Origin of the sequence: Haloplanus sp. HW8-1 (assembly GCF_023703795.1) — an archaeon.
GTDB lineage: Archaea > Halobacteriota > Halobacteria > Halobacteriales > Haloferacaceae > Haloplanus > Haloplanus pelagicus.
This window is the reverse complement of the sequence record NZ_CP098518.1, coordinates 1,144,543-1,167,020: the sequence shown is the minus strand read 5'-3', so window position 1 is coordinate 1,167,020 and position 22,478 is coordinate 1,144,543. Positions and strand designations below refer to the sequence as shown.

The 22,478-nt window shown below is 60.6% G+C and carries 18 protein-coding genes and 2 pseudogenes; 8 read left to right on the top strand and 12 right to left on the bottom strand.

Features of this window, described 5'->3' with window-relative positions; all coding sequences use genetic code 11:
* The first annotated feature begins 21 nt into the window (after nt 1–21).
* A complete protein-coding gene (rdfA, locus tag NBT82_RS06235; RefSeq protein WP_345780679.1) occupies nt 22–696 on the top strand; it encodes a rod-determining factor RdfA in 675 nt (224 codons plus the stop codon).
* A gap of 604 nt (nt 697–1,300) precedes the next feature.
* On the top strand, nt 1,301–2,122 hold the full coding sequence (locus NBT82_RS06230) for an MOSC domain-containing protein (protein WP_251330690.1): 822 nt from the start codon (nt 1,301–1,303) through the stop codon (nt 2,120–2,122).
* Nucleotides 2,123–2,235: 113 nt separating this feature from the next.
* On the opposite strand, the gene NBT82_RS06225 is transcribed toward NBT82_RS06230, so the two are convergent.
* The 4 genes from NBT82_RS06225 to NBT82_RS06210 all read right to left on the bottom strand — a co-directional run bounded on the left by NBT82_RS06225 (nt 2,236) and on the right by NBT82_RS06210 (nt 7,097).
* Nucleotides 2,236–4,203, bottom strand: coding sequence for an AMP-binding protein (locus tag NBT82_RS06225; protein ID WP_251330689.1), 1,968 nt, complete (start codon nt 4,201–4,203; stop codon nt 2,236–2,238).
* Nucleotides 4,204–4,351: 148 nt separating this feature from the next.
* The gene (fmdA, locus tag NBT82_RS06220) at nt 4,352–5,623 is read right to left on the bottom strand and encodes a formamidase (RefSeq protein ID WP_251330688.1); all 1,272 of its coding nucleotides are present in this window, start codon (nt 5,621–5,623) and stop codon (nt 4,352–4,354) included.
* Nucleotides 5,624–5,698: 75 nt separating this feature from the next.
* Complete coding sequence (locus tag NBT82_RS06215; RefSeq protein ID WP_251330687.1) at nt 5,699–6,223, bottom strand: AmiS/UreI family transporter; 525 nt, start codon at nt 6,221–6,223, stop codon at nt 5,699–5,701.
* 253 nt (nt 6,224–6,476) lie between these two features.
* Nucleotides 6,477–7,097 (bottom strand): hypothetical protein, encoded by a 621-nt coding sequence (locus NBT82_RS06210; protein WP_251330686.1) that lies wholly within the window; start codon nt 7,095–7,097, stop codon nt 6,477–6,479.
* A 111-nt stretch (nt 7,098–7,208) separates the two neighbouring features.
* Between NBT82_RS06210 and fmdA (NBT82_RS06205) the strand changes: the two genes are divergently transcribed.
* Nucleotides 7,209–8,465, top strand: a complete 1,257-nt coding sequence (gene fmdA / locus NBT82_RS06205; RefSeq protein WP_251330685.1) for a formamidase — start codon at nt 7,209–7,211, stop codon at nt 8,463–8,465.
* Nucleotides 8,466–8,634: 169 nt separating this feature from the next.
* On the opposite strand, the gene thsA is transcribed toward fmdA (NBT82_RS06205), so the two are convergent.
* From thsA to NBT82_RS06190, 3 genes and pseudogenes are all read right to left on the bottom strand, one after another.
* Nucleotides 8,635–10,296 carry a thermosome subunit alpha gene (gene thsA, locus NBT82_RS06200; protein WP_251330684.1) on the bottom strand — a complete coding sequence of 554 codons (1,662 nt, stop codon included), beginning with the start codon at nt 10,294–10,296 and terminating at the stop codon, nt 8,635–8,637.
* A 177-nt stretch (nt 10,297–10,473) separates the two neighbouring features.
* Nucleotides 10,474–11,058 (bottom strand): carboxymuconolactone decarboxylase family protein, encoded by a 585-nt coding sequence (locus NBT82_RS06195; protein ID WP_251330683.1) that lies wholly within the window; start codon nt 11,056–11,058, stop codon nt 10,474–10,476.
* 277 nt (nt 11,059–11,335) lie between these two features.
* Nucleotides 11,336–11,937 (bottom strand): annotated as a pseudogene (locus NBT82_RS06190) (transposase domain-containing protein).
* An 81-nt stretch (nt 11,938–12,018) separates the two neighbouring features.
* Here NBT82_RS06190 and NBT82_RS06185 point away from each other — a divergent pair.
* Complete coding sequence (locus tag NBT82_RS06185) at nt 12,019–12,711, top strand: FAD:protein FMN transferase (protein ID WP_251330682.1); 693 nt, start codon at nt 12,019–12,021, stop codon at nt 12,709–12,711.
* A gap of 351 nt (nt 12,712–13,062) precedes the next feature.
* Complete coding sequence (locus NBT82_RS06180) at nt 13,063–13,311, top strand: hypothetical protein (protein ID WP_251330681.1); 249 nt, start codon at nt 13,063–13,065, stop codon at nt 13,309–13,311.
* A gap of 141 nt (nt 13,312–13,452) precedes the next feature.
* Here NBT82_RS06180 and NBT82_RS06175 read toward each other — a convergent pair whose 3' ends face one another.
* Nucleotides 13,453–13,974: a winged helix-turn-helix transcriptional regulator gene (locus NBT82_RS06175; RefSeq protein ID WP_251330680.1), complete on the bottom strand. Its 522-nt coding sequence runs from the start codon at nt 13,972–13,974 to the stop codon at nt 13,453–13,455.
* Nucleotides 13,975–13,977: 3 nt separating this feature from the next.
* Complete coding sequence (locus NBT82_RS06170; RefSeq protein ID WP_251330679.1) at nt 13,978–14,154, bottom strand: hypothetical protein; 177 nt, start codon at nt 14,152–14,154, stop codon at nt 13,978–13,980.
* Nucleotides 14,155–14,583: 429 nt separating this feature from the next.
* Here NBT82_RS06170 and NBT82_RS06165 point away from each other — a divergent pair, with 429 nt between their 5' ends.
* Nucleotides 14,584–16,002, top strand: coding sequence for a PAS domain S-box protein (locus NBT82_RS06165; protein ID WP_251330678.1), 1,419 nt, complete (start codon nt 14,584–14,586; stop codon nt 16,000–16,002).
* A gap of 468 nt (nt 16,003–16,470) precedes the next feature.
* Here the strand turns inward: NBT82_RS06165 and NBT82_RS06160 are convergent, their stop codons facing one another.
* Nucleotides 16,471–19,197: a heavy metal translocating P-type ATPase gene (locus NBT82_RS06160; protein ID WP_251330677.1), complete on the bottom strand. Its 2,727-nt coding sequence runs from the start codon at nt 19,195–19,197 to the stop codon at nt 16,471–16,473.
* A gap of 126 nt (nt 19,198–19,323) precedes the next feature.
* Entirely contained in the window at nt 19,324–19,497 is a 174-nt protein-coding gene (locus tag NBT82_RS06155) for a hypothetical protein (protein ID WP_251330676.1), read from the bottom strand.
* Nucleotides 19,498–19,669: 172 nt separating this feature from the next.
* Here NBT82_RS06155 and NBT82_RS06150 point away from each other — a divergent pair.
* Together NBT82_RS06150 and NBT82_RS06145 are read left to right on the top strand one after the other, a co-directional pair.
* Nucleotides 19,670–20,667: pseudogene (locus NBT82_RS06150) on the top strand (DHH family phosphoesterase).
* A gap of 113 nt (nt 20,668–20,780) precedes the next feature.
* On the top strand, nt 20,781–21,212 hold the full coding sequence (locus NBT82_RS06145) for a universal stress protein (RefSeq protein WP_251330675.1): 432 nt from the start codon (nt 20,781–20,783) through the stop codon (nt 21,210–21,212).
* A gap of 10 nt (nt 21,213–21,222) precedes the next feature.
* Here the strand turns inward: NBT82_RS06145 and NBT82_RS06140 are convergent, their stop codons facing one another.
* The gene (locus NBT82_RS06140) at nt 21,223–22,428 is read right to left on the bottom strand and encodes an inorganic phosphate transporter (RefSeq protein WP_251330674.1); all 1,206 of its coding nucleotides are present in this window, start codon (nt 22,426–22,428) and stop codon (nt 21,223–21,225) included.
* Nucleotides 22,429–22,478 lie beyond the last annotated feature (50 nt).

Sequence of the window (22,478 nt, the reverse complement as noted above, 5' to 3'; positions counted from 1 at the left end):
AGAATCGAGTAAACACTCAGCGTGACGCCGGCTTCCGATACGTCTGGACCTGAAGACGGTGACGGATTGGACGACCCCCCCTGCTGTAAAGTTCAGCGGACCGCTTCCCGGTTTGACTCCATGGAGTTGCTCTCGGAGCTTTCGACCAAACGGAGAGCCGGTGATAGTTTTCGCAAGATCGCAGCGTATTTCAACCAGAATATCGTCGCTCGGGCCCTTGAAGATGCAGATGTCGAGCAAAACCGGAGCCTCCATGCGGCACTGACCGGAGACGAGATCGCGGAAGACGTGTACGAAGTTCTCCGGCACGATTCGACATCAGATATCAAGCGTGCTGAGGTGCGTGCTCGACTGTCGGACGCGGGGGTTGACGTTTCGACGCTCGAATCTGCATTCGTTTCACACGTCACTACCCGATCACATTTACAGAATTGTGTCGAGGTGACTCCCGACGAATCTCTCCCCCCATTCGATCAGATAACCAATACCACTCAGGGTGCCAGATCGAGAGCAGTAAACGTGATCCAGAGTACGATCGACCGCGGGGTGGAGAACGGCCACCTTCAGACGGGCGATCTCGAGGTGGATGTTTCAGTTCAGATGAGATGTACGGACTGTGGTGATACGTTCTACCTACCGGAATTACTCGATCAACGTCGCTGTTCTTGTACTACTTCCCATTCCCACGAGACGTGACCGAATCGTGAAACAACCGTTGGGGAGAGACCGTCATACTTTACTTGCGGCTATCCGCTCGAAAGTGAAAACGAGACACGTGAGCAAAAGGTGAAAATAATTTCGTGACTGGGGGGATAGAAACGGCCCGGTTACGGCGTGCTCCTCGAGGTTACATCGAACATATTTCACTGCGCCGACTATCATATTAAACTGATAAACGAACACACTGCAGGGTGATATTCGGGTAACACGTCCCCAGTATTTTGCAATATGAGTTCTTTTCGGACATTATTTTGGCTATTAGTAGTGTATTATGCCAAATTATTCAGTGATTATATTCATTACAAACTTATTTTTATATCAATATATAATATCTATTCTAGTGTGAAATACGAGGAAACGACTATTGGTCGAAATTAACGTTAGTTTGAAAATTCTTGTCTCCCGAAGTGACGGCACCTGTCGCGTTGGGGTTGATCTGTAACTACGGCTGAGTCGACGTTCGATGAAGTTAACACCACATGTGTTGTTAACTACCGTTGGGCTGGTGGTTGTCGCGTGTCGTTCTCACTCGAACGGGTTCGACAAAGTTTTATCAGATCATCCAACCCACCGCATACTGATGGCCTACATTGAGAATCTCTGGGTCTACCCGATCAAGGGATTAGATCGGATGACAGTCGAAACCATCAGCATCAACGACGCCGGTACTTTTCGGGGAGACCGGGAGTACGCGATGTTGGATCCCGACGAAAACAACGTGATTGAGGATCGTTTTGATTCAGTCGGCAAAACGTTCAACGGAAAAGAGATCGATCACACACACGAGGTACGGTCAGCCTTCGATCCGGAGACTCACGAACTCACGTTGACCGTGCGCGAAAGCGGGAACGAAGTCACGTTCGATCTACAAACCGAACGTGATACCGCAAGTGAATGGTTCAGCGAATTCGTCGGAGAATCGGTTGAACTGCGCCACCGGGAACCACCGTCGTTTATCGATCGGCCGAAACTGGGTCCCTCCATCATTAGCACTGGAACTCTCGAGGAGGTTGCATCGTGGTTCGACGACATGACCGTCGCGGGAGCACGGATTCGCCTTCGACCGAATATTGAAATCGGCGGCGTTCCGCCTTTCTGGGAGGACCGGTTCCTCGGCGACAATCCTTCCGGATTCGAAATCGATGGGACTTGGTTCGAGGGTGCTGAAGCCTGCGCACGCTGTGTCGTTCCCTCGAGAGATCCTGACACCGGAGAGCCCATCGAGGACTTTGAGCAGCGGTTCGCGGACTATCGCGAGGAGACACTCCCGGACTGGGCTCCGAGAGAGGCGTTCGAACACTTCTTTACCGTTATGCTCATCACGAAGGTACCGGAGGACGACTACGGGGGTACGATAAGCGTCGGCGATGAGGTCGCGACCGAGGAGACACTCGAGGTGTAGCGTATTGGAGACGCGAAAGGGACGGCCGAGACGTGGACGCTACTTCCGTTGGAACGGACGCTTGCGCCGTCGTTGCGCTCGACGAACGGTGAATCCGGGTCGTCGGTGGCCCTTCAGGGTAACTCACCGCCTTCGAGACGGTGGCGTATCTCGACCGCAATGTCGTCCAAAACGTCGGGATTGCGGAGGAGATCCGTATCACCGAGTCGTTCGCCGTTCACCAGATCCACCAGTACTTGACGCAAGATACCGCCCGAGTAGGTTCGGGGGAGTTCAGAAACTCTGAAAACCGCTTCGGGACGGGCTTGTGCGGCGAGATCACGTTCCACCTTCTCGGCGATGCGCGTCTCGAAATCTCGGTCGGTAGAGTCGTTAGTGACCACGAATGCGTACGGGGCCTCCCCCATGATCTCGTGTCCGCCACAGACAACTCCAACATCTCCAACATCGGGGAGTTCGGCGATGACTCGTTCGATCTCGCTCACGTGAACGCGGTTCTTGCTGTAGTGACCGATGTTAATCACGTTATCGAGGCGCCCGAGGACGGTGACGTATCCGTCCCGATCGGCCATCGCTCCATCTTCGGTGAAGTATCTCCAGTCTTCTCCGGGCGTTCCGAACTCGGTCCAGTACTCTCGCGCCTCATGATCCGGTTCTCCTACCGGTCTGAAGATCCCCGGCCAAGGCCTCTCGAGGACCAGATATCCTGCCTCTCCCGGATCGACACGCTCTCCTTCGGCATTGACCACCACCGCTTCGATCCCGGGTAGCGGTGGACCGACCGAGCCGGGCTTCATCTCACCAACCCCAGGGATCGTCGAGACGGTAATCCCACCGGTCTCGGCTTGGTACCATGTATCGACAATAGGGCAGCGTTCGCCCCCGACGTTCCGATAGAACCACTGCCACGTCTCCGCCTCGATACGTTGGCCGACGGTACCCAGCAGTCGAAGCGAGCTGAGATCGTGTACGTCCGGATACTTCCCTCCCCACTCCATGAACGTCCGAATGGCAGTCGGTGTCGTATAGAACTGTGTGACGTCGTTGTTCTCGATAATTCGCCACGGACGATGCTTGTCCGGATATGCCGGTGCCCCCTCGTAGAGGATGCTCGTCGCTCCGTGGGCGAGCGGACCATAGATGACGTATGAATGTCCGGTGATCCATTCGATACCGGCGGGACACCAGAACGTGTCTGCTGGTTTGAGGTCGAGAACCGTCGCCGCCGTCCAGGCCACGTAGGAGAGATATTCCCCGACGACGTGTTCCATTCCCATCGGCCCTCCGGACGGACCCGAGGCGTAGCAGTAAAATAGCGGATCGCTCGACGCTCGGGGGACCGGCGCTATCGTTTCGCCGCGGCACTCCTCACGCAGGCGCCTGAAATCGTGCCCGAAGTCCGGGCTTTCGTCATGAATATGAGGCAGTGTCACGCTCGTGACGTCCCACGGCAGTTCTCCGACTCCTTTCCGGGCTTCACTGCTGAGCGCCCGTACTTTGCCGTCCCGATAGAAGCCGTCGCAAGTCACCAGGGTTCGTGCGCCGGTCTCTCGCATGAACGACTCGAGAACAGAGCCCGAATATTCCGCGAATACGACGACGTGCGGGGCGCCAAGACGCGCGGCTGCCAACATCGCGATCGGAAGTTCCGGAACGCGTGGCATGTAGAGCGCCACTGGATCACCGGCGGACACCCCGATCTCACGGAGCATCACTGCGACTTCGTTGACTTCACGCTGAAGCATCGAGTAGGTGTACGTTTTCGTCACTCCACGTTCGCCGATCCACTGGAGTGCTGGCTCGTCACCACGTCCGGCCTGGACGTGACGGTCGACACAGTTTTTCGATGCGTTGAGTTCGCCCCCGACGAACCACCGGGTATAGGGAGGGGTATCTATGGGCTCCATGATGGTGTCGAAGGAACGATCCCAGTCGAGGAACTCAGTTGCCCGCCCCCAACAGTGCGGCCACTGATCCTCAAACCTGGCGTAGATATCAGAGTCGGTGATATTGGCCTGCTCGACAAATCGCTCCGGCGGAGATATCCGACGACCCTGCGAAGTCTCAAACTTGTCGGACATGTTGATATCACTACCGTTCGTACTACTGTGGGAAAATTATTCTGGGGACCATATCCACACCCTCATAATCCGGCCCCACGTGCTCTCGAACGCGTCTCACGGACTGTCCGTCCCTCGAGTGGCAAAAAGAGAGATGCCGTCTACCGCTCTACCCGAGCGGTTCGTCGGTGACGACGAGGTTGCCGCGGTCCTCGGCGTTGCCGAGGCTGCCCGGTGAGAGGTCGAACTCGAAGGCGCCGGTCGGGAGTGCGAGCGTCGAGCACGCGTTGGGGACGTCGACGACGCCGCTCTGGCGGCCTTCGATGGGTACGGTGCCGAGGATGTGGAGGGCTTGCTGGCCCGTGTACCCGAACTTCTTCAGGTAGTCGATGGCCTGCAGACACGCCCGGCGGTAGGCCGTATGTGAGTCGATGTACTTCTGTTCGCCGTCCTCGGTGACCGAGTAGCCACAGAACGTGACGTAGTCCTCGAAGTTGGGGCCGCGGTGTCCCGGTTCGAAGATGGGGTGGGTGACGCCGTGCTCTTCCATGCCGTTTTTGACCACTTCGAACTTGCAGTCGACGTAGCCGGGCATCTCGATGGCGCCACAGAAGGTGACTTCGCCGTCGCCCTGTGAGGCGTGGAAGTCGCCGACCCCGAACTTGCCGCCCTCGACGTAGACGGGGAAGTAGACGGTCGATCCGATCGAGAGGTCCTTGATGTCGTGGTTGCCGCCGTGTTCGCGGGGTGGAACGGTTCGAGCGGCCTCCTCGGCGGCTTCCTCGGCGGCCTCGGAATCCATCTCCCCCATCTGGGCGCCCTCGAGCGTCGGCGGATTCGCCACCCCGGGTTCGTGTTCGCCGGTCGGGTGGTTCGGGATCGATTCGGGGTCCTCCTCGAACTTGTCGATGAGTGCCTGTTCGCGTTCGTTCCACTCCTCGAGGAGTTCCTGACTGGGCGCGCACCCTGCCAGTCCGGGGTGAATCTTCCCCTCGTAGCGCACGTCGGGGATGTGTCGGGAGGACACCGTGTAGCCGTCGACATCCCAGATAGATTTGGCGGCGTTCGAGAAGTGGTCGGTGAGGAAGCCGCCGCCGTTCTGCTGTGAGAAGGTACCGGTGAACCCCCACTCGGCGCGGCCGTTGAGCGGTCCCATGTCGAGGAACTCGACTTTCAGGAGGTCGCCAGGTTCGGCGCCGTTGACGTGAACCGGCCCGGCCAGGTAGTGAACCTGGCTCAGGTCGACGTCCCGAACCTCGTTCGGGTCGTCGTTGTCGGTGATCTGGCCGCCGGTCCAGTCCAGCGCTTCGAGACGGGCGGTCTCGCCGTCGTCGACTTCGACCACGGCGGGAATGTCGGGATGCCAGCGGTTGAACGGATTGGCTCCGGGCTGTTCGTCGGGTGGACTGTCCACGTCGACTTCGAATTTTACTTCGGGCATTGGGATCGTGGGTGATGGTCACCCACGACAATGTGCATAGTATATCTACTTAACAATTTGGAAATATAAGTTATCTTATGCCCAGGGCCAGAAACCGGAAGCCATCAGATAGCCACCGACGGCGGTAGCGACACCGGTTGCTGCGGTGAACCAGCCGACTGGAACGGTGAGATCATCACGCTGGAGTCCAAGGAGAACGAAGAACGAAGCCCAGAGTACGGCCCACACCCACCACAGTGCGGTGAGTCCGATATCGCCGGTGAGCAAGACCAGATAGCCAGTCGGTGCAGCGGTCAACGCGACGAAAAAGCAGTACCAGCCGAAGGAACGCTGGTCTTCGACACCACGGATCGCGTTTGCGCCGATCCAGAGATACGTGAACGAAAACAACATCGTTCCCGCTGCGTTGAACGGCGTACCGTCGGACGCATCGCCGCCGAAGGCCCACCAGAGGACGATCAAGAACGTTATCAGCCCTGTGAGGAAATTAAATACCGCGACGTCCCGATCGCCCCCATATCCGAGAAGCCACAGTCCGTTGACGAAGAGGACTCCTCCGACAAACAGGAGTCCCATCCCCAGAATTTCATACAGTGGCATTTGTCTCCCTCCAACCGGTTCGGTTACTGACCGCTGTTGTAGTCTGGTGTGACATCACATATCTAACCATGACTATCCGATATTTATAATTTTCCGATATGAACGTCCCAGCGCGAATTCCACTTGGAGCGCGAGCGACCGTGGCCGGCAGTTCGACAATAACGATTGTCCGAGTCGGTGACACAGCAATCGCGTTTGAAACTGTTCGTCCACTCCATGGCAAGATCGCGTACGATCGGGTGGATACTGACTTTCAACTGCGACTAGAGCGATCGAGAAACAGGCGAAAGGTGAGTTCCGATTCCGACGAGTCCCCCCCGACTACGTCGGTCCCTGCTTTCTCCCACTGTCGTTCGGTGAGTCTATCGGCGATTTGCTGTGCTTGAGCCGCGTTCGTGCCGGCTGTCGTGATGGCCACGCCTCGTCTCTCGTCCTCGGTCACAGCCTCGGTAACGCACTCGATCCCATCGGCCACCGTCGTTCCGGGAGAAAGTTCGACGACTGTGTACGACTCCCCCTCGAACGAGAGCGACTCACCCGAGTCCGATCTCTCGCTGGTTCGGACGAGTGCCGATCGAATCAGACGGTCGACCGCCGCAGTTCGCAAGGATTCGGTCCCCTGTAACTCGTCGGCAGCGGCATTCGGTTCGACAGCGATCCGGTATCCGGAATCGGTCCGTTCCAGTAGCCCGTAATGTACGAGTTCGTCGAGTGAGGCCTCCGGTTCCCGCTCATCAGCCACCAGTTCGTACTCGTCGCGTTCGATCAGCCGCTTGGCGAGTCCGCTGGCGTCGAACGGTTGGTCACGAAACAACTTCCAGGCGCTCACATACAGTTCGACGCCGTCTTCGATGTCGGAACGTTCCTCGGGCATGATACGAAGGGACGAACGCACCGGTGGTAAAACTGCGGGAGCTCCGGTGAGTTAATCATGATTATTCGTCGCAAAATATATAATGGATTATCATAGTTGTCTGACCGGAGCATGCCAGAAACCGTCTTCGAGGTAGATACGGATGCGCCGCCAGAAGAGCAACCGGATCCGATCGTCAACCGTTGGCACCCGGACACGCCACCCGCTTCAACTGTTCAGCCGGGAGAGAAGTTCCGTGTCGAGTGTCTGGATTGGACCGGTGGTCAGGTTAACAACGACGATAGCGCCAACGATATCCGCGATATGGACCTGACACCGAATCATCACCTGAGCGGTCCGATAGAGGTCGAGGGCGCCGAACCTGGTGACCTACTCGTCGTCGATATCCTCGACATCGGAGCGTTCCCGGATCACGAGTGGGGATTCACGGGGATCTTCGAACTGGATAACGGTGGCGGCTTCCTTACGGACCACTTCCCGGAAGCCCGGAAATCGATCTGGGATCTCGACGGTGTGTACACCAAGTCCCGGCACATTCCGGGCGTCGAGTTCGCCGGCCTCACACATCCGGGCATTCTCGGCACCGCGCCGTCACACGAACTCCTCGAGGAATGGAACCGGCGCGAGCAGAAACTCATTGACGACGGGCCAGACGCGGAAACGGCGGTCAACCACGAAACCCGCGAGGAAGAACCGCCCCTTGCACTCCCACCCGAACCCGAGAACGTCATGCTCGGCTCGATGGACGACGAGGAAGTCGAGGAGGCAAAAACTGAGGCCGCTCGCACCATTCCGCCCCGCGAAAATGCGGGGAACTGTGACATCAAGAACCTCAGCCGCGGTTCGCGTGTGTACCTCCCGGTGTTCGTCGACGGGGCGAACTTCATCACCGGCGACATCCACTTCTCGCAGGGTGACGGCGAGATTACGTTCTGTGGCGCCATCGAGATGGCCGGCTGGATCGACTTCCGCGTCGATGTGATCAAGGGTGGCATGGAGAAGTTCGGTCTCGATCACGCAATCTTCAAACCCGGTAACGTCGAACCGGACTTCTCCGAGTACATCACCTTCGAAGGCTACTCGGTCGACGAGGACGGAACACAACACTACAAGAACGCCAACGTCGGTATGCGTCGGGCCTGTCTCGATGCCATCGACTATCTGAAGAACTTCGGCTACACCGGAGAACAGGCGTACCTCTCACTGAGTACCATCCCGGTCGAGAGTCGCCTGGCCGGCGTTGTCGACCTACCCAACACCTGTGTTACGGTGTCCGTGCCACAAGCGGCCTTCAACTTCGACATCGATCCGGACCGATTAGGAGATATCAAAAGCAAATCACGTGGGACAGCGGCACGGCCGTCGTAGTCGGCCGGCCGCCTATCTATTCTTCACCCGGTCGCCGAGCCATCGATCCGTTCTTGAACGTCCGTGGTGGATACACGCGATCGGTCTGTCCGAGTACAAGAACGGTGGGAGGACTGGGCCCGAAGTCATCGGCCAAAAATCGTGTTCGTCAGGGTGAACGATGCAGCTCTCAGTGCCCGATCGCCCAGGGATAACCGTGTGAGTCACTCTGGAATCCACCGCTGATGGCATGCTGATGGTCGTGGTCGTCTCCGTCCTCGTGAACCGGCTCGTCGACGTGAATGATGCCGTCGATCCGGAGAATGGACGTCACGGCCTCGGTCGCGTTCGCGATCAAACGCTCGTTGAGACGGACCGGGGCGACGATTCCACGAGAGTACATATCCGCCACGTCTCCTGTGTTGACATCGAGACCCGCGGTCGCATCCCCATCGTCGTGGCGATGTCGAAGCTCCAACAGCGTGTCGATGGGGTCGTGTCCGGCGTTCCGAGCGAGCGTGCGTGGGATCGTCTCCAGGGCATCGGCAACGGCGTCGACGACGATCTGTGTCCGATCACCGATGCTGCGGCTCCAGGTACGCAGATCCGCCGCAAGTGCCACTTCGGTCGCCCCGCCGCCAGGCACCACACCGGCGCGAGCATCGAACGATGCGAGCAGGTCGATAGCGTCGACAACGATCCGCTCGGTTTCATCGACGACATGGTCGGTCCCGCCACGAAGGAGCAACGAAACCTGTGTCGATGCCGAATCTCGGACGAGGGTGAACTCCGAGGCCCCGAGTGTCCGTCGTTCGACGACGTGAGCGTGACCGACTGCGCCCACGTTGAGTTCTCCGGGTCGCATGATCGGCGAGGCACCCGTCGCACGCTCGAGTTTGTGGACTTCGTCTTGCCGAGTCCGTTCAAACGCGAGGATACCGGCTTGTGCCAGGAGAGCCTTGAGTCGGTCGTCGATCGACTTCTGACAGAACAGTACGTCGATATTGTGGGTCGTGAGCGTGTCAACGTATCGTTCGTACTCACCTGTCTCGAACGCTTGAAGTCGCCGAAGTGCGTCGGTATCCTCGACGGAAAGTTGCGGTGTCGACTCCGGACTCTGTATAGTCAGTTCGTCGTCGACGACCGCGACATTGGCGTCTTCGACACGTCGCGGGAGTGGTGCTGGAACATCGGAGACGGACGTCGAGGATCGGTCGGTATCGATGACGAGTCCGTCCAGTAGCTTCGAATCGGCCGTTCCACCGCCTGCGATTCCGTGAATCGTCACGTTCTCCAGTCGCGGGCCGTCGGTGCTTCGCGCCGCCTGATATCCTCGAACAGCGAGATCAGCTAAGAAGGCAGTGCGTTCGGCATCCCAGCGTCCGGTTATCGACGTCTCGACGATCCGCCGACGCGTCTCGTCGTCGTGGTTTTCCCACGTCGCGAGTTCGGGCAACCGGTTCCTGGCTCGTGTGGCCGCCTCCCCGTAGCCGTTTACGATGGTCGTCGGATGGAATCCGTCTTCCAGCAGTTCGTTCGCTTCGCGAAGAAGGGCCCCCGACAACACGATCGCGGAGGTTGCTCCATCCCCGATGTCACCGCCTTGCGAGTGCGCAACCTCGGAAACGAGTTTCGCGGCCGGTGACTCGATATCGATCCGATCCACGATACTCGCACCGTCGTTCGTCAGAACGACCTGTCCATCGCCGACCAACATCTTATCACGACCGTTTGGCCCGAGCGTCGTCCGTAACACGTCGGCGAGTGCGATACCCGCGGAGATATTTTGATCGACAGCCTCGTCACCGTCGACCTCGTCGGTGACGTTGGCAATCGTGTTGACTTGACTCATAGCTGGAAGGTCGTCTGTGACAACAGATTGCCCAGTCATAAATTTACTGTCGGTAGAAATCGGCTGCCGGCGGAGTCCGACGGCGAAAAATTCCAGTCCAAACGCACGTTTCGGATCTGGACCGGTCGTGGAAGCTTCGTCCGTCCGTGAACTGGATCTTCGGTAGGGTGGCAGTCACTAATGCTCCGTCCGATCATCCCCCAGGGGATACGAAATATCGTCCGGATAGGGTCCGTCACCGGTCGTCTGGAGTTCGAGCGCAATACAGAAACGATCCAGTCCCACTTCGAGACTACCGAACAACAGTAGCTCGATGACTTCCGATTCGGTGTATTCGTCCCGAAGTTCCACGAAATGCTCCTCCGTGATTCTGTGGGGATCCTCCGAGAGTTGTTGTGCGAGACGAACCGCGAGATACTCCCTTCTCGTCAGTCCCTCCTCGTCAATTGTGCCGAACACGTGGTCTTCCTTGTCGGCGATCTCGTCGCGGACTTCGAGCGTCCGGACCGTCGCACAGTACGCACACTGGTGGCACTCCGCAATCTTCAGTCGCATCAGTTCGAAGAGCGCCGGATCGATGTGCTTTCCCTGACCGAACGCCTCAAACGTGTCAACGATACGCTTGAATACTGGCGGGACGTGTGCCATCGCGCGGAAAAACGCTGCATCACCATACCACCCACTCTTCGCTTCTGCAAGCAGATCACTGACCACTTCGTCGTTGGCCTCGCCGGGCCGAACGATGTCTGGACGGCCACTCATACTTCGAGTTCTTGTATACCATTCACATAGACTTTTCCCGCTCTCGGGCCGCCGAGTACGTGCGCTTCAGTCCGGTCGGACGCGACCGTACTATTCGTCGATACCAGGGTCAGCCCGTACGTTCACTTCGATTTCGGAAGGAGGAGTTTAAAATCGGCTCCTGATCCTCGGCACTCCGCAGGGACACAATCCCGTCCGAGACGCCACCGGACTCGGATTCGGCACACCCCCTCTCGGCCTACCGCTCTCTATGGGGTCGGGATCAGATTGGCTGATTTCATGCGACGACAAACGCTTGTACCCAATTTACAGCGGTACTCGGTCCGGCGTGATCAAAAATATATGAATAATGTTAGTTTTGTACTTTTACTTTTTCAAGTATATGTTCGGCAGCATTCCGATTTCGTGTGTGACATGCTGAAATCGAAGTTCGAAGCGGTGGCAGGCCGCCTGCAACCACGGCCAAAGGTCGCTCGTCGACGAGAGGTTGCTCGCGGCGTTCAGACAGGAATATTCCGGTCGACGGCTGTGTCCGTCGAAAATGGACCGTACGTCAAGCAGGCTTGGTGTCGGTAACGACGGTGTCGTACAGCCAATATTGCTCAACGCCGGGTTGAAGTACGACCTCATCGACCGCAACGCAATTCTGATCGGCACCACCGGTCGGCTGCGGATCAGCCTTCTGTACCCGGGTGTGTACGGTGGAGCGGCCCGATCGATGCCCAAAATATGCATAATCAATATATAATTAAAAAATGATAGTTTGGCCAAACGAAGTCTAATGTTGAGCTTCATCACCGGTTCGAGAGTCGTGGCTCGCTCCACAGATGCTAACTCGAAGCGGTCGCTACTGTCGCCGAAGCGTGCGACTTCGTGCATCGGCACTCAAAACCCGGACCGTTTCACTCTTCACCCGTATCTGAACACCATCTCATCGGATTGAATCGTAATATTTGGTCGATGGAAGTACGGCTGAACGCCTTCGACGCGGCGAGTGCCGTCAGCTACCTCAACCGCGAAGGCAAGGTAGCGAACGACCACGCCGCACGTATCGTCTGTCGGGGACTCGAATACAACGACCGAACCGGGGGAGTGTTTGATATCGATCAGGGATGCGTCGAACAGGATCCCAAAACGTTCCTGCGCGGTGACGGTGAAGCACCTCCAACGAGGTTCGATACCGGAACCGTCCGAATCAGTGGGTCTCACGTCACTGAAGACGTCGAACTCGACCTCAATGGTCTGGCGAAAGGATACATCGTCGACCGGGCCAGCGAGGCACTCGGAGGTGTTGGTCGATGCGGGTTCGTCGGCGGAGGTGGCGACATGTGCCCGCCTACGGGTCCGGTCGCCATCGAGAGCCCATACGGCGACGACACGCCGCTGAAGATACTGGACACGGACTGGCACGTCGCAACATCCGGTGGATACCGACGGTCGCGAAACGGCACGGATCACATCTACGACGCGACCACCGTGTCGCTCGGCTCGCGTCACGAGTCGGTCACCGTCGTCGCGTGTCGAGATTGCATGAAGGTTGACGCCCTAACGACGACGCTTGCGTCGGAGTGGGAGGGGCTGGAAGCGATCATTATCCACGAGGGAGTGTATCATACGACAGACGAGTTTGAGAGGCATGTCCTGGACACCTAAGCAAGAATCACCATCGTGGCTATCGTCGTTCTATCGTAGCGTTTGGAACTGTTTGCACACCTGATCGCCAGACTGCGTGCGATCCGGTGTGCGAATACTTACAAAGGCTACTATAGTGGCGGCCGTTCCTGTCATCTTGCAGATCGGGGACGTGCGTGCTACCCAAGCGACCGAAAAGCAGCAAAGCGACCTCGTCGATCGGACCGTTTCGACGAGACGGGCACCCGCCGATTACGATGGGGACGCGATCAACGACCCCGACGAAAAGTGTCCGACACGACCGGAAACGACGAACGGGTTTCAGGACGCGGATGGCTGTCCCGATGTCGTCGAAACGACGGGAGCATCGTAATGTCGCAACTCGTCTGGCTCCTTGACCGCGGTGCCGCGCGCGTCACATACCGGTTGCTGTACCTGGCCGTACTCACAGGCATCCCCTACAACACGGAGGCGTTCGGTGTGCTCCACGAGGCCGCCCAACGCATCCATGTCGAACCCTCCGCGTTCGCGATGATCGTCACGTTGCTACACGCCGGGCTCGGCGTCCTCGTCGCGTGGTTCGTCGTCACCGGACAGGTTCCGGCGCGGGCGCACTGCTGATGCTCGTCGTGGCGTGTTGGGCTTTACTGACGCAAAACGCTTCCAGCGCCCGTGGGGGCCACTCGTTCGCGTACGCCGGATTCGTCTTCGGGACGATTCACGCGGCCGCAATCGGGGAATTCCGTCGAGCGCCACCTCGGGCTAGTAGCTGTCCCAGAGGCCCAAGAGACGGTCGACGACTTTGTCAGTGAACGAGCGCTGGTGAATCGTGTAGAGGTATTTGACCCGGTCAGGGTCGCTGACCTCGTAGACGACACTCCGGCCGTCGCGCTCCTTGGTGACGAGGTCGGCCTCGGCGAGTTTCGAGAGGTGCCACGAGGCTGTCGACTGTGCCTTGTCCAAGCGGTCGCTGAGCTCGGTTGTCGAGAGCGGACCGTCCATAAGAAGATGTGCGAGGATGCGGCGACTGTACTCCCGTCGCAATGCGTTCATCACGACTCGATCGACTTCGTCGAACTCGGTAGCCGGATAGTATCGCGTGTACTTGCCGTCGTCCGAGACCTCGATGACCTCCTCGTCGGCGAGCCACCGGAGGTGGTACTGGAGCGTCCCTTGGGCGTACTCGAGTTCGTCGAGCAGCGCGCGAAAGTGAACGCCCGGCGTGTCGGCTATCCGCTGGTAGATTTCTCGTCGAGAGGCCAGTTCGAGGTCCGGGTCCGACATTGCTCAGTCTCGCGTCAAAGTGATAAAGAAGGTCAAGAGCCCACCGAGGATGAGCATTGCACTCCCGTGTTCGAGCAATTCGAGGGTGGCGTACGGAAAATACGGAAGCAACGGGTATTCGAGAAACACGATGAGCCCGTAGGCGGCGAACATCGCGTACCCGAGTGTGACGGTTCGCATACGACTATCACGTTCCCGTCGCCACGCGAGGAAACTGAGTATACTCAGGCCTGCAGCGAGAACGAGAATCCCGAGACTGACGTACTGTTCGAGGAGTTGAGCGAGTGGCATACGTGACTGTCTGTACACACGGCCGGTGACGCACCCGGCGATCGGTACGACTCAGTGGAGGGAAGTGTGGGGGAAAACGATTGGCGTCCAACCGTCGAATTCGATCGGACGTATCGAGATGACCAGTCGCAACCGGCCGTCTCGAGGGTCGCCGTCGCGGTTTGATTTCGGCGTCTCAGCCGGAGGTATCCTCGGTGTGTCGGATCTATATCATCCGAGGGGCACAGTCCGCGCAGTCTATGAGTTTTGATGCGTGAGTGGAGAATACCGGATAGCTGATATTGGGCATTATTATACCCTCCACACCAAGAGACACCAATGGAAGACGCTGAGACTTCGAAAAAACGGAGAAAGAATCGGGCAGAGCGGTATCGGAGGCTCGTCGAAGAGTCCAACGATGTCGCCACGATCATCGACACAGACGGAACGATAACGTACGTAAGCCCCGCAGTCACCCGAGTTCTCGGCTACGATCCGGAGGAAATAGTCGGGAGTACCGGATACGAATACGTACATCCTGACGACCGGGAGCGAAACGCCGACGCGGTCGAGGCGGTTGTGGAAACCCCGAACGAATCCCGGACCGTCGAAGTCCGATTCAAACACGCCGATGGCACCTGGTGCTGGATCGAGGCAACAATGCGGAATCGGCTCGACGACCCTGTCATCGACGGCATTCTACTCAACAGCCGGGATATCACCGAGCGGAAAGGACAGGAACACGAACTGCAAGAACTCGCCAGAGAGTACAAAGCCCTTCTAAACAATGCAGACGACGCGATTTTCTTCATCGACGTCGACGCGTCGGGCGACATCACGTTCCGGTTCGACCGCCTCAGTCCGGCATACGAGCGACAGACTGGAATCACCACCGAACAGGTTCGTGGACGGACACCACGCGAGGTGTTCGGTGCGGAACGGGGAGTGGAACTGGAAGCGAACTATCACCGCTGTGTCAAGGCTGGTGAGCCGATCTCGTATCAGGAGGAGCTAGAAATCGACGAAGAAGCACGCATCTGGCAGACGAACCTCGCGCCAGTTACTACTGACGGGGAAATATCCCGTCTCGTGGGAATCACCCGAAACGTCACCGAACGCGTTGAGCGGGCGCGACAGCTCCGTCGTCAAAACGAGCGCCTCGACGAGTTTGCAAGTGTCATCTCACACGACGTTCGCAATCCGCTCAACGTCGCACAGGGCCGCGCAACGATCCTCGATGAACAAACGGAAAGCGAACACCTCGGTCCACTCGTACAAGCGCTCGACCGGATGGAGGCCATCGTCATGGACACGTTGACGCTCGCCCGGCAGGGTGACACGATAGACGAAACGGAGTCGGTCAGTTTGATCGATCTCGTCGGGAACTGTTGGGGAATGGTAGACACGGACGAGGCGACCCTCGAGATAGCTGATGAAGTGACCTTCCAGGGCGACCGCGACCGGTTACAACACGTCTTCGAGAACCTGCTCCGAAACGCTGTCGAACACGGTGGCACGGACGTGACCGTTCGTGTTGGGCGTGTCGATGAAGACACCATCTACGTCGAAGACGATGGGTCAGGGATTCCCGTAGACAGGCGTGACGAGATTTTCGAACCGGGCCACTCTTTGATGAGTGATGGCACCGGCTTCGGACTAACCATCGCAAAACGGATCGTGGAGGCCCACGGGTGGACGGTGTCTGTGACGGATGGGCCCGATGGCGGGGCACGGTTCGAGATCGTGATGTCTCCATAAGGGGGATGGGCAGGACTCATCTACACTCCGTTGTCTATGCACTGAGACGACCGGTCTCGATTTTCAGTCCGATCGAGGTGCTTCTCGATATGGGACAGTCGGATTCCGCTCGCTCCCCACGGAGGTCTTGACGCCGCGAGTGATTCCGTCATACATCTGTTGTTCGGGATCGAGCATAAGAGAACGCAAAAATCAGAATCAGTCCAGCGGAGACGAGTGTTGTTTGGATGAGTGTCGCTGAAAACGTCTATGTATCGAGAGTGGTCCCCTCACAAATCGCTCCAATTCCGATAAAGAGGAGTTCAACCACGGACGGTCCCCTGGATCCGTCGACGTCGATGCCGGCCTCGTCGCGAAAGAGCGGCTGGTCAGCGCGTCATCCAGGGAGTCGTCGACGCGGACTGTGTCACCACCCGATGTACGAGACACCGTCGGTCGTGTGGGAGATGCCGTCGAAGTGAGAGGCGTTCAGCGGAAGCGGTCGAGCAGCGTGTAGTCGTGATCGGGGGTGTACCGACGGAACAGCAGGCTGTTCGACAGCACCGACACCGACGAGAACGCCATCGCGCCGGCGGCGAGCACGGGCTGGAGCAGGCCGAGCGAGGCCAGCGGGATCATCGCCGTGTTGTAGCCGAGCGCCCACACGAGGTTCTGCTTGATCTTCGTGAGCGTCGCGTCCGAGATGCGGATCGCCTTCACGACGTCCACCGGGTCGTCACGCATCAGGGTGACGTCCGCGGCCTCGATGGCGACGTCCGTGCCCGACCCGATGGCCGTACCGACGTAGGCGACCGCGAGCGCGGGGGCGTCGTTGACGCCGTCGCCCACCATCATCACCTTTCGACCACCGTGGAGGCGCCGGTCCGACGCGGATCGCTCACCACCGTCCTGAATGGCTTCCACGGCGGCCGACTTGTCCTCTGGAAGCACTCCCGCACGGACGTTCTCGGGGGCGATCCCGACCCGTTCGGCGACGGCGCGGGCGGTGCGCTCGTTGTCGCCGGTGATCATCATCACGTCGGCGCCGCGCTCCTGCAGTTGGTCGATGGCGTCTTTCGCACTCTCCTTGACCGTGTCGGCGTTCGCGACCACGCCCACGAGTTCGCCCGCCGATCCCGGTTGGGCATCGCTCGCCGCGCGGTGCTCGCTCTCCACGCCGCGCACCCCGACCAGCATCGCGGTCTTGCCCTCGCGTTCGAGGCGCTCCATCGTCTCCTCGGCGGGCGCGGGGTCGATCCCGTTCTCACGCAGGAAGGTCCGGTTGCCGACCAGTATCTCGACGCCACCGTCGGGCCAGTCCGACGGACCTCCGCCGAACTCGGCGTCGACGGCCGCTTTGACGCCTTGGCCGGGAACGTTCTCGAAGTCGTCGGGGTCGGTCACGTCGATGCCGCGGGCTTCGGCCCCCTCCACGATCGCCCGGGCGAGGGGGTGTTCGCTGGCGCTCTCGGCGGTGGCCGCGAACCGAAGCACGTCCTCCTCGCTGAACCGCTCGCTGACGGTCAGCTGGCCTCCATCGGTAACGGAGCCACCACCGTCGGCGACCGGCGGCTCGTCGTCATCGAACACGATCACGTCGGTGAGTTCCATCTCGCCTTTCGTCAGCGTCCCCGTCTTGTCGAAGACGACGGTGTCGACGTCTTTGGCGCGTTCGAGGACGTCACCGCCCTTGAATAGGACGCCGTTCTGGGCACCGAGGGTCGTCCCGACCATCGTCGCGGCGGGCGTCGCCAAGCCCAGCGCACAGGGACAGGCGATCAGCACCGACGAGGCGAACACGATGACCGCGAACTCGAAGACCGAGACGCCGCCGGCGACGGGGCCACCGGCGACGAGGCCCCACAGCGGGAGCGCGTCGACGAATCCCGCGAGGGTTGCAGGGAAGAGGTACCAGACGACGCTCCAGAGGACGGCGTTCGCGATGACTGCGGGGACGAAGTACGCGGAGATGCGGTCCGCGAGGTTCTGGATGTCGGGCTGGCGGGACTGCGCTTCTTTCACCGTCCGTACGATCTGCTGGAGTGCCGTGTCCGTCCCGACCTTCGTCGCCTCGACGACGAGGACGCCGTTCTCGTTGATCGTCGACCCGACCACCTCGTCGCCCGCCGCTTTCTCCACGGGGACGGACTCGCCGGTCACCATCGACTCGTCGACCGCCGACTGGCCGTCGACGACGACGCCGTCGGTCGGGATCCGCTCGCCGGGGCGGACCTTCATCCGGTCGCCGACCTGGACGTCGTCGAGAGATACCTCTTTCTCGTTGCCATCCGCGTCGACGATGGTGGCCGTATCGGCCTCCATCTCGAGGAGTTTCCGGAGTGCCTCGCCGGCCTGACCCTTCGAACGGGCCTCGAGGTAGTTTCCGAGCGTGATGAAAACGAGGATGAACGCTGCCGTATCGAAGTAGAGCCCGCCGGCGATTAACCCCAGCAGGACCGCCACGGAGTAGACGTACGCGGTCGTCGAGCCCAGCGCGATCAGGACGTCCATGTTGGCGCGGCCGTTGGTGACGAGCGCCGTGTAGGAGTTCCGGTAGAACGGTCGGCCGAGCACCACCTGGACGGGCGTCGCCAGCGCGAACGCGACCCAGCCGGACGGAATGCCGAAGAGTTCGTCTCCGACGAGGCCGAGCGACAGTAGGTGGGCGGCCATGAACACCAGGAGGGGTAGCGACAGTACGGCGCCGAACAGTGTCAGCCGGAGTTGCCGACGGATCTCGTCCTGTCGGGCAGTCTCCCGGGCATCGCCCTCCGGGCCGTCGTCGGTCTCGGCGTCCTCGCGGACGGGCGAGTAGCCTGCGTCTTCGATGGCGTCGTAGAACTCCCCCGGGGTCGCCTCGGCCGGATTGTACGTCACCTGTGCTTCGTCGGTCGCGAAGTTGGCGTCTGCGTCGACGACGCCCGGTGTCCGTTCGAGTGCGTCCTGGATCGTCTCAGAGCAGTTCGCACACGACATGTCGGTGACCCCAATCGTGACCGACTCGGTCACTGGTGAGTAGCCTGCTTCTCCGATCACGTCGTATATCTCGCCCAGCGAGACCTCCTCGGGATCGTACGCGATCGATCCCTCGTCGGTGGCGAAGTTGACGTTCGCCTCCGAGACGCCGTCGAGTGACTTGACGGCGTCGGAGATGGTTTGCGAACAGTTCGCGCAACTCATCCCCTGAATATCGATCTGGCTCGTTCGCTCACTCATTACTCGTACGTACGGGCCCCACGTTCAGTTGGGTTGTGCTTTCGGAGGTTCGGCTATCGATGTCCTGAACTTTCGAATGCAAAGTGTGCCGTGTCGTCCCTTCGCCCGCACACGTCCCGTCCGACGTCAGCCGCCGCCGAAGGACGTCTCTCCGAACTCGGTCGAATTGACGCCGAGTTGGGGGAAATCCGCTTCGACTGCCGCGGGTTCCGGGCCGAGTCGCATCACTGCGTGACGGATCGTGGTGAACGATCCGAGTCGCTCCAGAACTGCCCCGTCATCTCGATCCGGTATGCCCACCGCTGCGCCGACAGTCCATCCACGACCGCTCGCGCCAGCGTCCGACGGTCCGGTACCTCGGCTCCTCGAAGGCGACGCGTTCGGTCAGATGGGCGATGCGAGCCCCGACCGCCGACGCTCGCGGCCCGTTCCAGGCAGTAGACGCTTGTAAGATTCGTCACAATAGTGTGGTATGCCTCCTGCACAGGAGCTCGAAGAACTGCTCGCGAACGGCGAGAAACTCTCCATCGTCTGTCACAACAACCCCGATCCGGACTGTCTCGCGAGCGCGTTCGCGCTGGGCCGGATCGCGATAGCTGCCGGCATCGACGAACACCACATCCTCTACAGCGGAGACATCTCGCACCAGCAGAACCGGGCGTTCGTCAACCTCCTCGACATCGACCTGACACCCTTCGAGCCCGCAGCCGTCCAAGACCGGGCGGAGGGGTCACTGCTCGCGTTCGTCGATCACGCGGTTCCGGGGGCGAACAATCGGGTCCCGGAAGGGACCCCGGTCGACATCGTGATCGACCACCACCCGAGCGCCGACATCGCGGCGCGGTTCGTCGACCATCGCGAGCGACCGAGATGGACGCCGCCCTGGGGACGGCCCTCCTGTTCGCGATCCGTCGCGAGACGCTCGGCTTCCTCCGCGGCGTGACCAGCGAGGAGTACGAGGCTGCGGGCTGGCTCCACGAGTACGCGGACGACGCGTTACTTCGGACTCTCTCGAACCCGTCGGTCACCGGTGCGACCGTCGATGCGATCGCGGAGGCGATCACGAACCGGACCGTGCGGGGGTCGGTCCTCATCTCGGGGATCGGTCGGACGAGCGAGCGTGACGCCTTGCCCCAGGCGGCCGACTACCTCGCGACACTGGAGGGCGTCGAGACGGCGATCGTATTCGGCATCGTCGAGGACGGCATCCAACTCTCCGCCCGGTCGACCGATTCGCGGATCCACATCGGTAACGTGCTCGACGGCGCGTTTCCCGATGTCGGCAGCGGCGGCGGCCACCGCGGGATGGACGGTGGCGAAGTCCCCCTCGGCATCTTCGCGGACTACACGGCCGACGACAGGCAACTGCTCGCGATCGTCGACCGAGTCATGACCGCTCGTCTCGTTGCCGAACTCAACCTCTCGGAGGAGACGGAGATACGGGGCCCTGCGGACGACGAAAACGAGTGATGCGGACGGCGTCTGGCGTGTCCCGACGTCGCGGGGTCGGTCGGCGTCGCATCGTCGCCACCCGCGCGTCGACGGACCACCGTCGATATGTATGATGGGGGCCAAGGTGTGCTATGGCGCCATCGCACGTCCTCGTCCCGCTCGACGGATCGCCGCTGTCGGACGAGGCACTCGCGCAGGCGCTCGAACACTTCGACTGTCGGGTGACCGTCCTGAACGTGGTGACACCGATCGACGCGGCGATGAGCGAGGGCGGGGTTCTCGAACCAGGCGAGGATCGCCGCGAGAGCGCACGCGATCGGGCCGACCGCGTCGTCGAACGAGCGAAGGCACGGGCAGCCGAGGTCGACCGGACGATCGAGACGGCGGTGGAAACCGGCGACCCGGCCGAGGCCATCCTCGGATACGTCGCCGCCAACGACGTCGACCACGTCGTGATGGGAGGTCACGGCGGCGAGCGAGGCGATATCGCTCGCCGGCTGCTCGGAACCGTGGCGACGAGCGTCGTCGGCGAGGCCCCCGTGACCGTGACCGTCGTGCGCTAACCGGCGCTCATCAGCCGCCCAGCACCGCGGCGAAGGCCCTGTAGAGCCCGAACCCGATCGCGATGGAGGCGACGAGCGTGATGAGCCAGAACGCCAGGGTCACGCCGATCTTCCGGCGTGAGACGCCCGCCGAGCCGCCGGCGAGTCCGCCGCCGATGACGCCGGAGATGATGATGTTGTTGAACGAAATCGGGATCCCCAGTGCGATGGCCAGTTGGGCGATGATGAACCCGGGAACCAGTGCAGCGATCGAGCGTCTGGCCCCCAACTGTGCGTACTCGCGGGAGGTCGCCTGCAGCAGTTTCGGCGCGCCCATCCACGCGCCCGCGAGGATGCCGGTCGCGCCGAGCGCCAGCAGGACGATCCCTGGGAGGCCGAGTTCGGTCCCGTAGAGGTTTTCGAGCGGTCCGGTCGCCAGGCCGACCTGACTGCCGCCACTGGAGAACGCGACGACGCTCCCGAGGATCACGAGGAACGTCCGGATCCCGACCTCGGCCGAGGCCTGGGTTCGTCGGCGGATGAACTGGAACCCCGCCGCGGCGGCGAAAAGCGTCACGAGGATCACTAGCGGGTCGATCCCACCGATCCCCGGCGTCTCGATCCGTCGGGCGATGAACCCCGCGACGGAACTCTGGGTTGCGTCGGGCGGCGAGGGGAGGATCCCCAGTTGGACGTTGGCGACGATACCCCCGACGACCGCCGCGAGCAACGGGACGCCGACGGTTTCCGGAATGTCGTCGCGTCGGAGAAGGGTGGCGGTGAGATAGGCGAGCCCGCCCGAGACCGGGGGGACGAGCGCCCAGAAGAGCGCGATACGGCGGTAGGTGTCGATGGCGGGGTCGCCGCCCAGCGAGAGTCCGACGCCGACCATCGCCCCGGTCGTCGCGAACGCCGCCGGTACCGGATAGCCGGTGTAGACGCCGAAGACCATGAACCCGGTCGCGGTCAGCAGGCCCGCCGTCGCCGCCAGCGACGTGATCTGGACACCGTCGATGAGCCCCGCTCCGATGGTCGCGGAGATCGCTCCGCCCTGGGTGAGTGCGCCGAGCGCAGCCAGGATGCCGATGAGGAAGGCCGCCCGCATCGTCGAGATGGCGTTGGCACCGATCGCCGGTGCGAACGGCGGGGAGTTACTGTTGGCACCGAGCGCCCACGCCGTGGCGAGGCTGGTGAGTGTCGCCAGCACGACGAGCGCCCAGAAGACGACTCCCGCCACGCTCAACGCCCTCCACGGGCGGAGGTGAGAACCATGGCAACCACTTCATC

What these genes read in the sequence shown, in the direction of transcription:
- NBT82_RS06230 (WP_251330690.1), top strand. Translation starts at nt 1,301, where the DNA reads ATGGCCTACATTGAGAATCTCTGGGTCTACCCGATCAAGGGATTAGAT.
- NBT82_RS06225 (WP_251330689.1), bottom strand. Translation starts at nt 4,203, where the DNA reads ATGTCCGACAAGTTTGAGACTTCGCAGGGTCGTCGGATATCTCCGCCG.
- fmdA (WP_251330688.1), bottom strand. Translation starts at nt 5,623, where the DNA reads ATGCCCGAAGTAAAATTCGAAGTCGACGTGGACAGTCCACCCGACGAA.
- NBT82_RS06215 (WP_251330687.1), bottom strand. Translation starts at nt 6,223, where the DNA reads ATGCCACTGTATGAAATTCTGGGGATGGGACTCCTGTTTGTCGGAGGA.
- NBT82_RS06210 (WP_251330686.1), bottom strand. Translation starts at nt 7,097, where the DNA reads ATGCCCGAGGAACGTTCCGACATCGAAGACGGCGTCGAACTGTATGTG.
- fmdA (WP_251330685.1), top strand. Translation starts at nt 7,209, where the DNA reads ATGCCAGAAACCGTCTTCGAGGTAGATACGGATGCGCCGCCAGAAGAG.
- thsA (WP_251330684.1), bottom strand. Translation starts at nt 10,296, where the DNA reads ATGAGTCAAGTCAACACGATTGCCAACGTCACCGACGAGGTCGACGGT.
- NBT82_RS06195 (WP_251330683.1), bottom strand. Translation starts at nt 11,058, where the DNA reads ATGAGTGGCCGTCCAGACATCGTTCGGCCCGGCGAGGCCAACGACGAA.
- NBT82_RS06185 (WP_251330682.1), top strand. Translation starts at nt 12,019, where the DNA reads ATGGAAGTACGGCTGAACGCCTTCGACGCGGCGAGTGCCGTCAGCTAC.
- NBT82_RS06180 (WP_251330681.1), top strand. Translation starts at nt 13,063, where the DNA reads ATGTCGCAACTCGTCTGGCTCCTTGACCGCGGTGCCGCGCGCGTCACA.
- NBT82_RS06175 (WP_251330680.1), bottom strand. Translation starts at nt 13,974, where the DNA reads ATGTCGGACCCGGACCTCGAACTGGCCTCTCGACGAGAAATCTACCAG.
- NBT82_RS06170 (WP_251330679.1), bottom strand. Translation starts at nt 14,154, where the DNA reads ATGCGAACCGTCACACTCGGGTACGCGATGTTCGCCGCCTACGGGCTC.
- NBT82_RS06165 (WP_251330678.1), top strand. Translation starts at nt 14,584, where the DNA reads ATGGAAGACGCTGAGACTTCGAAAAAACGGAGAAAGAATCGGGCAGAG.
- NBT82_RS06160 (WP_251330677.1), bottom strand. Translation starts at nt 19,197, where the DNA reads ATGAGTGAGCGAACGAGCCAGATCGATATTCAGGGGATGAGTTGCGCG.
- NBT82_RS06145 (WP_251330675.1), top strand. Translation starts at nt 20,781, where the DNA reads ATGGCGCCATCGCACGTCCTCGTCCCGCTCGACGGATCGCCGCTGTCG.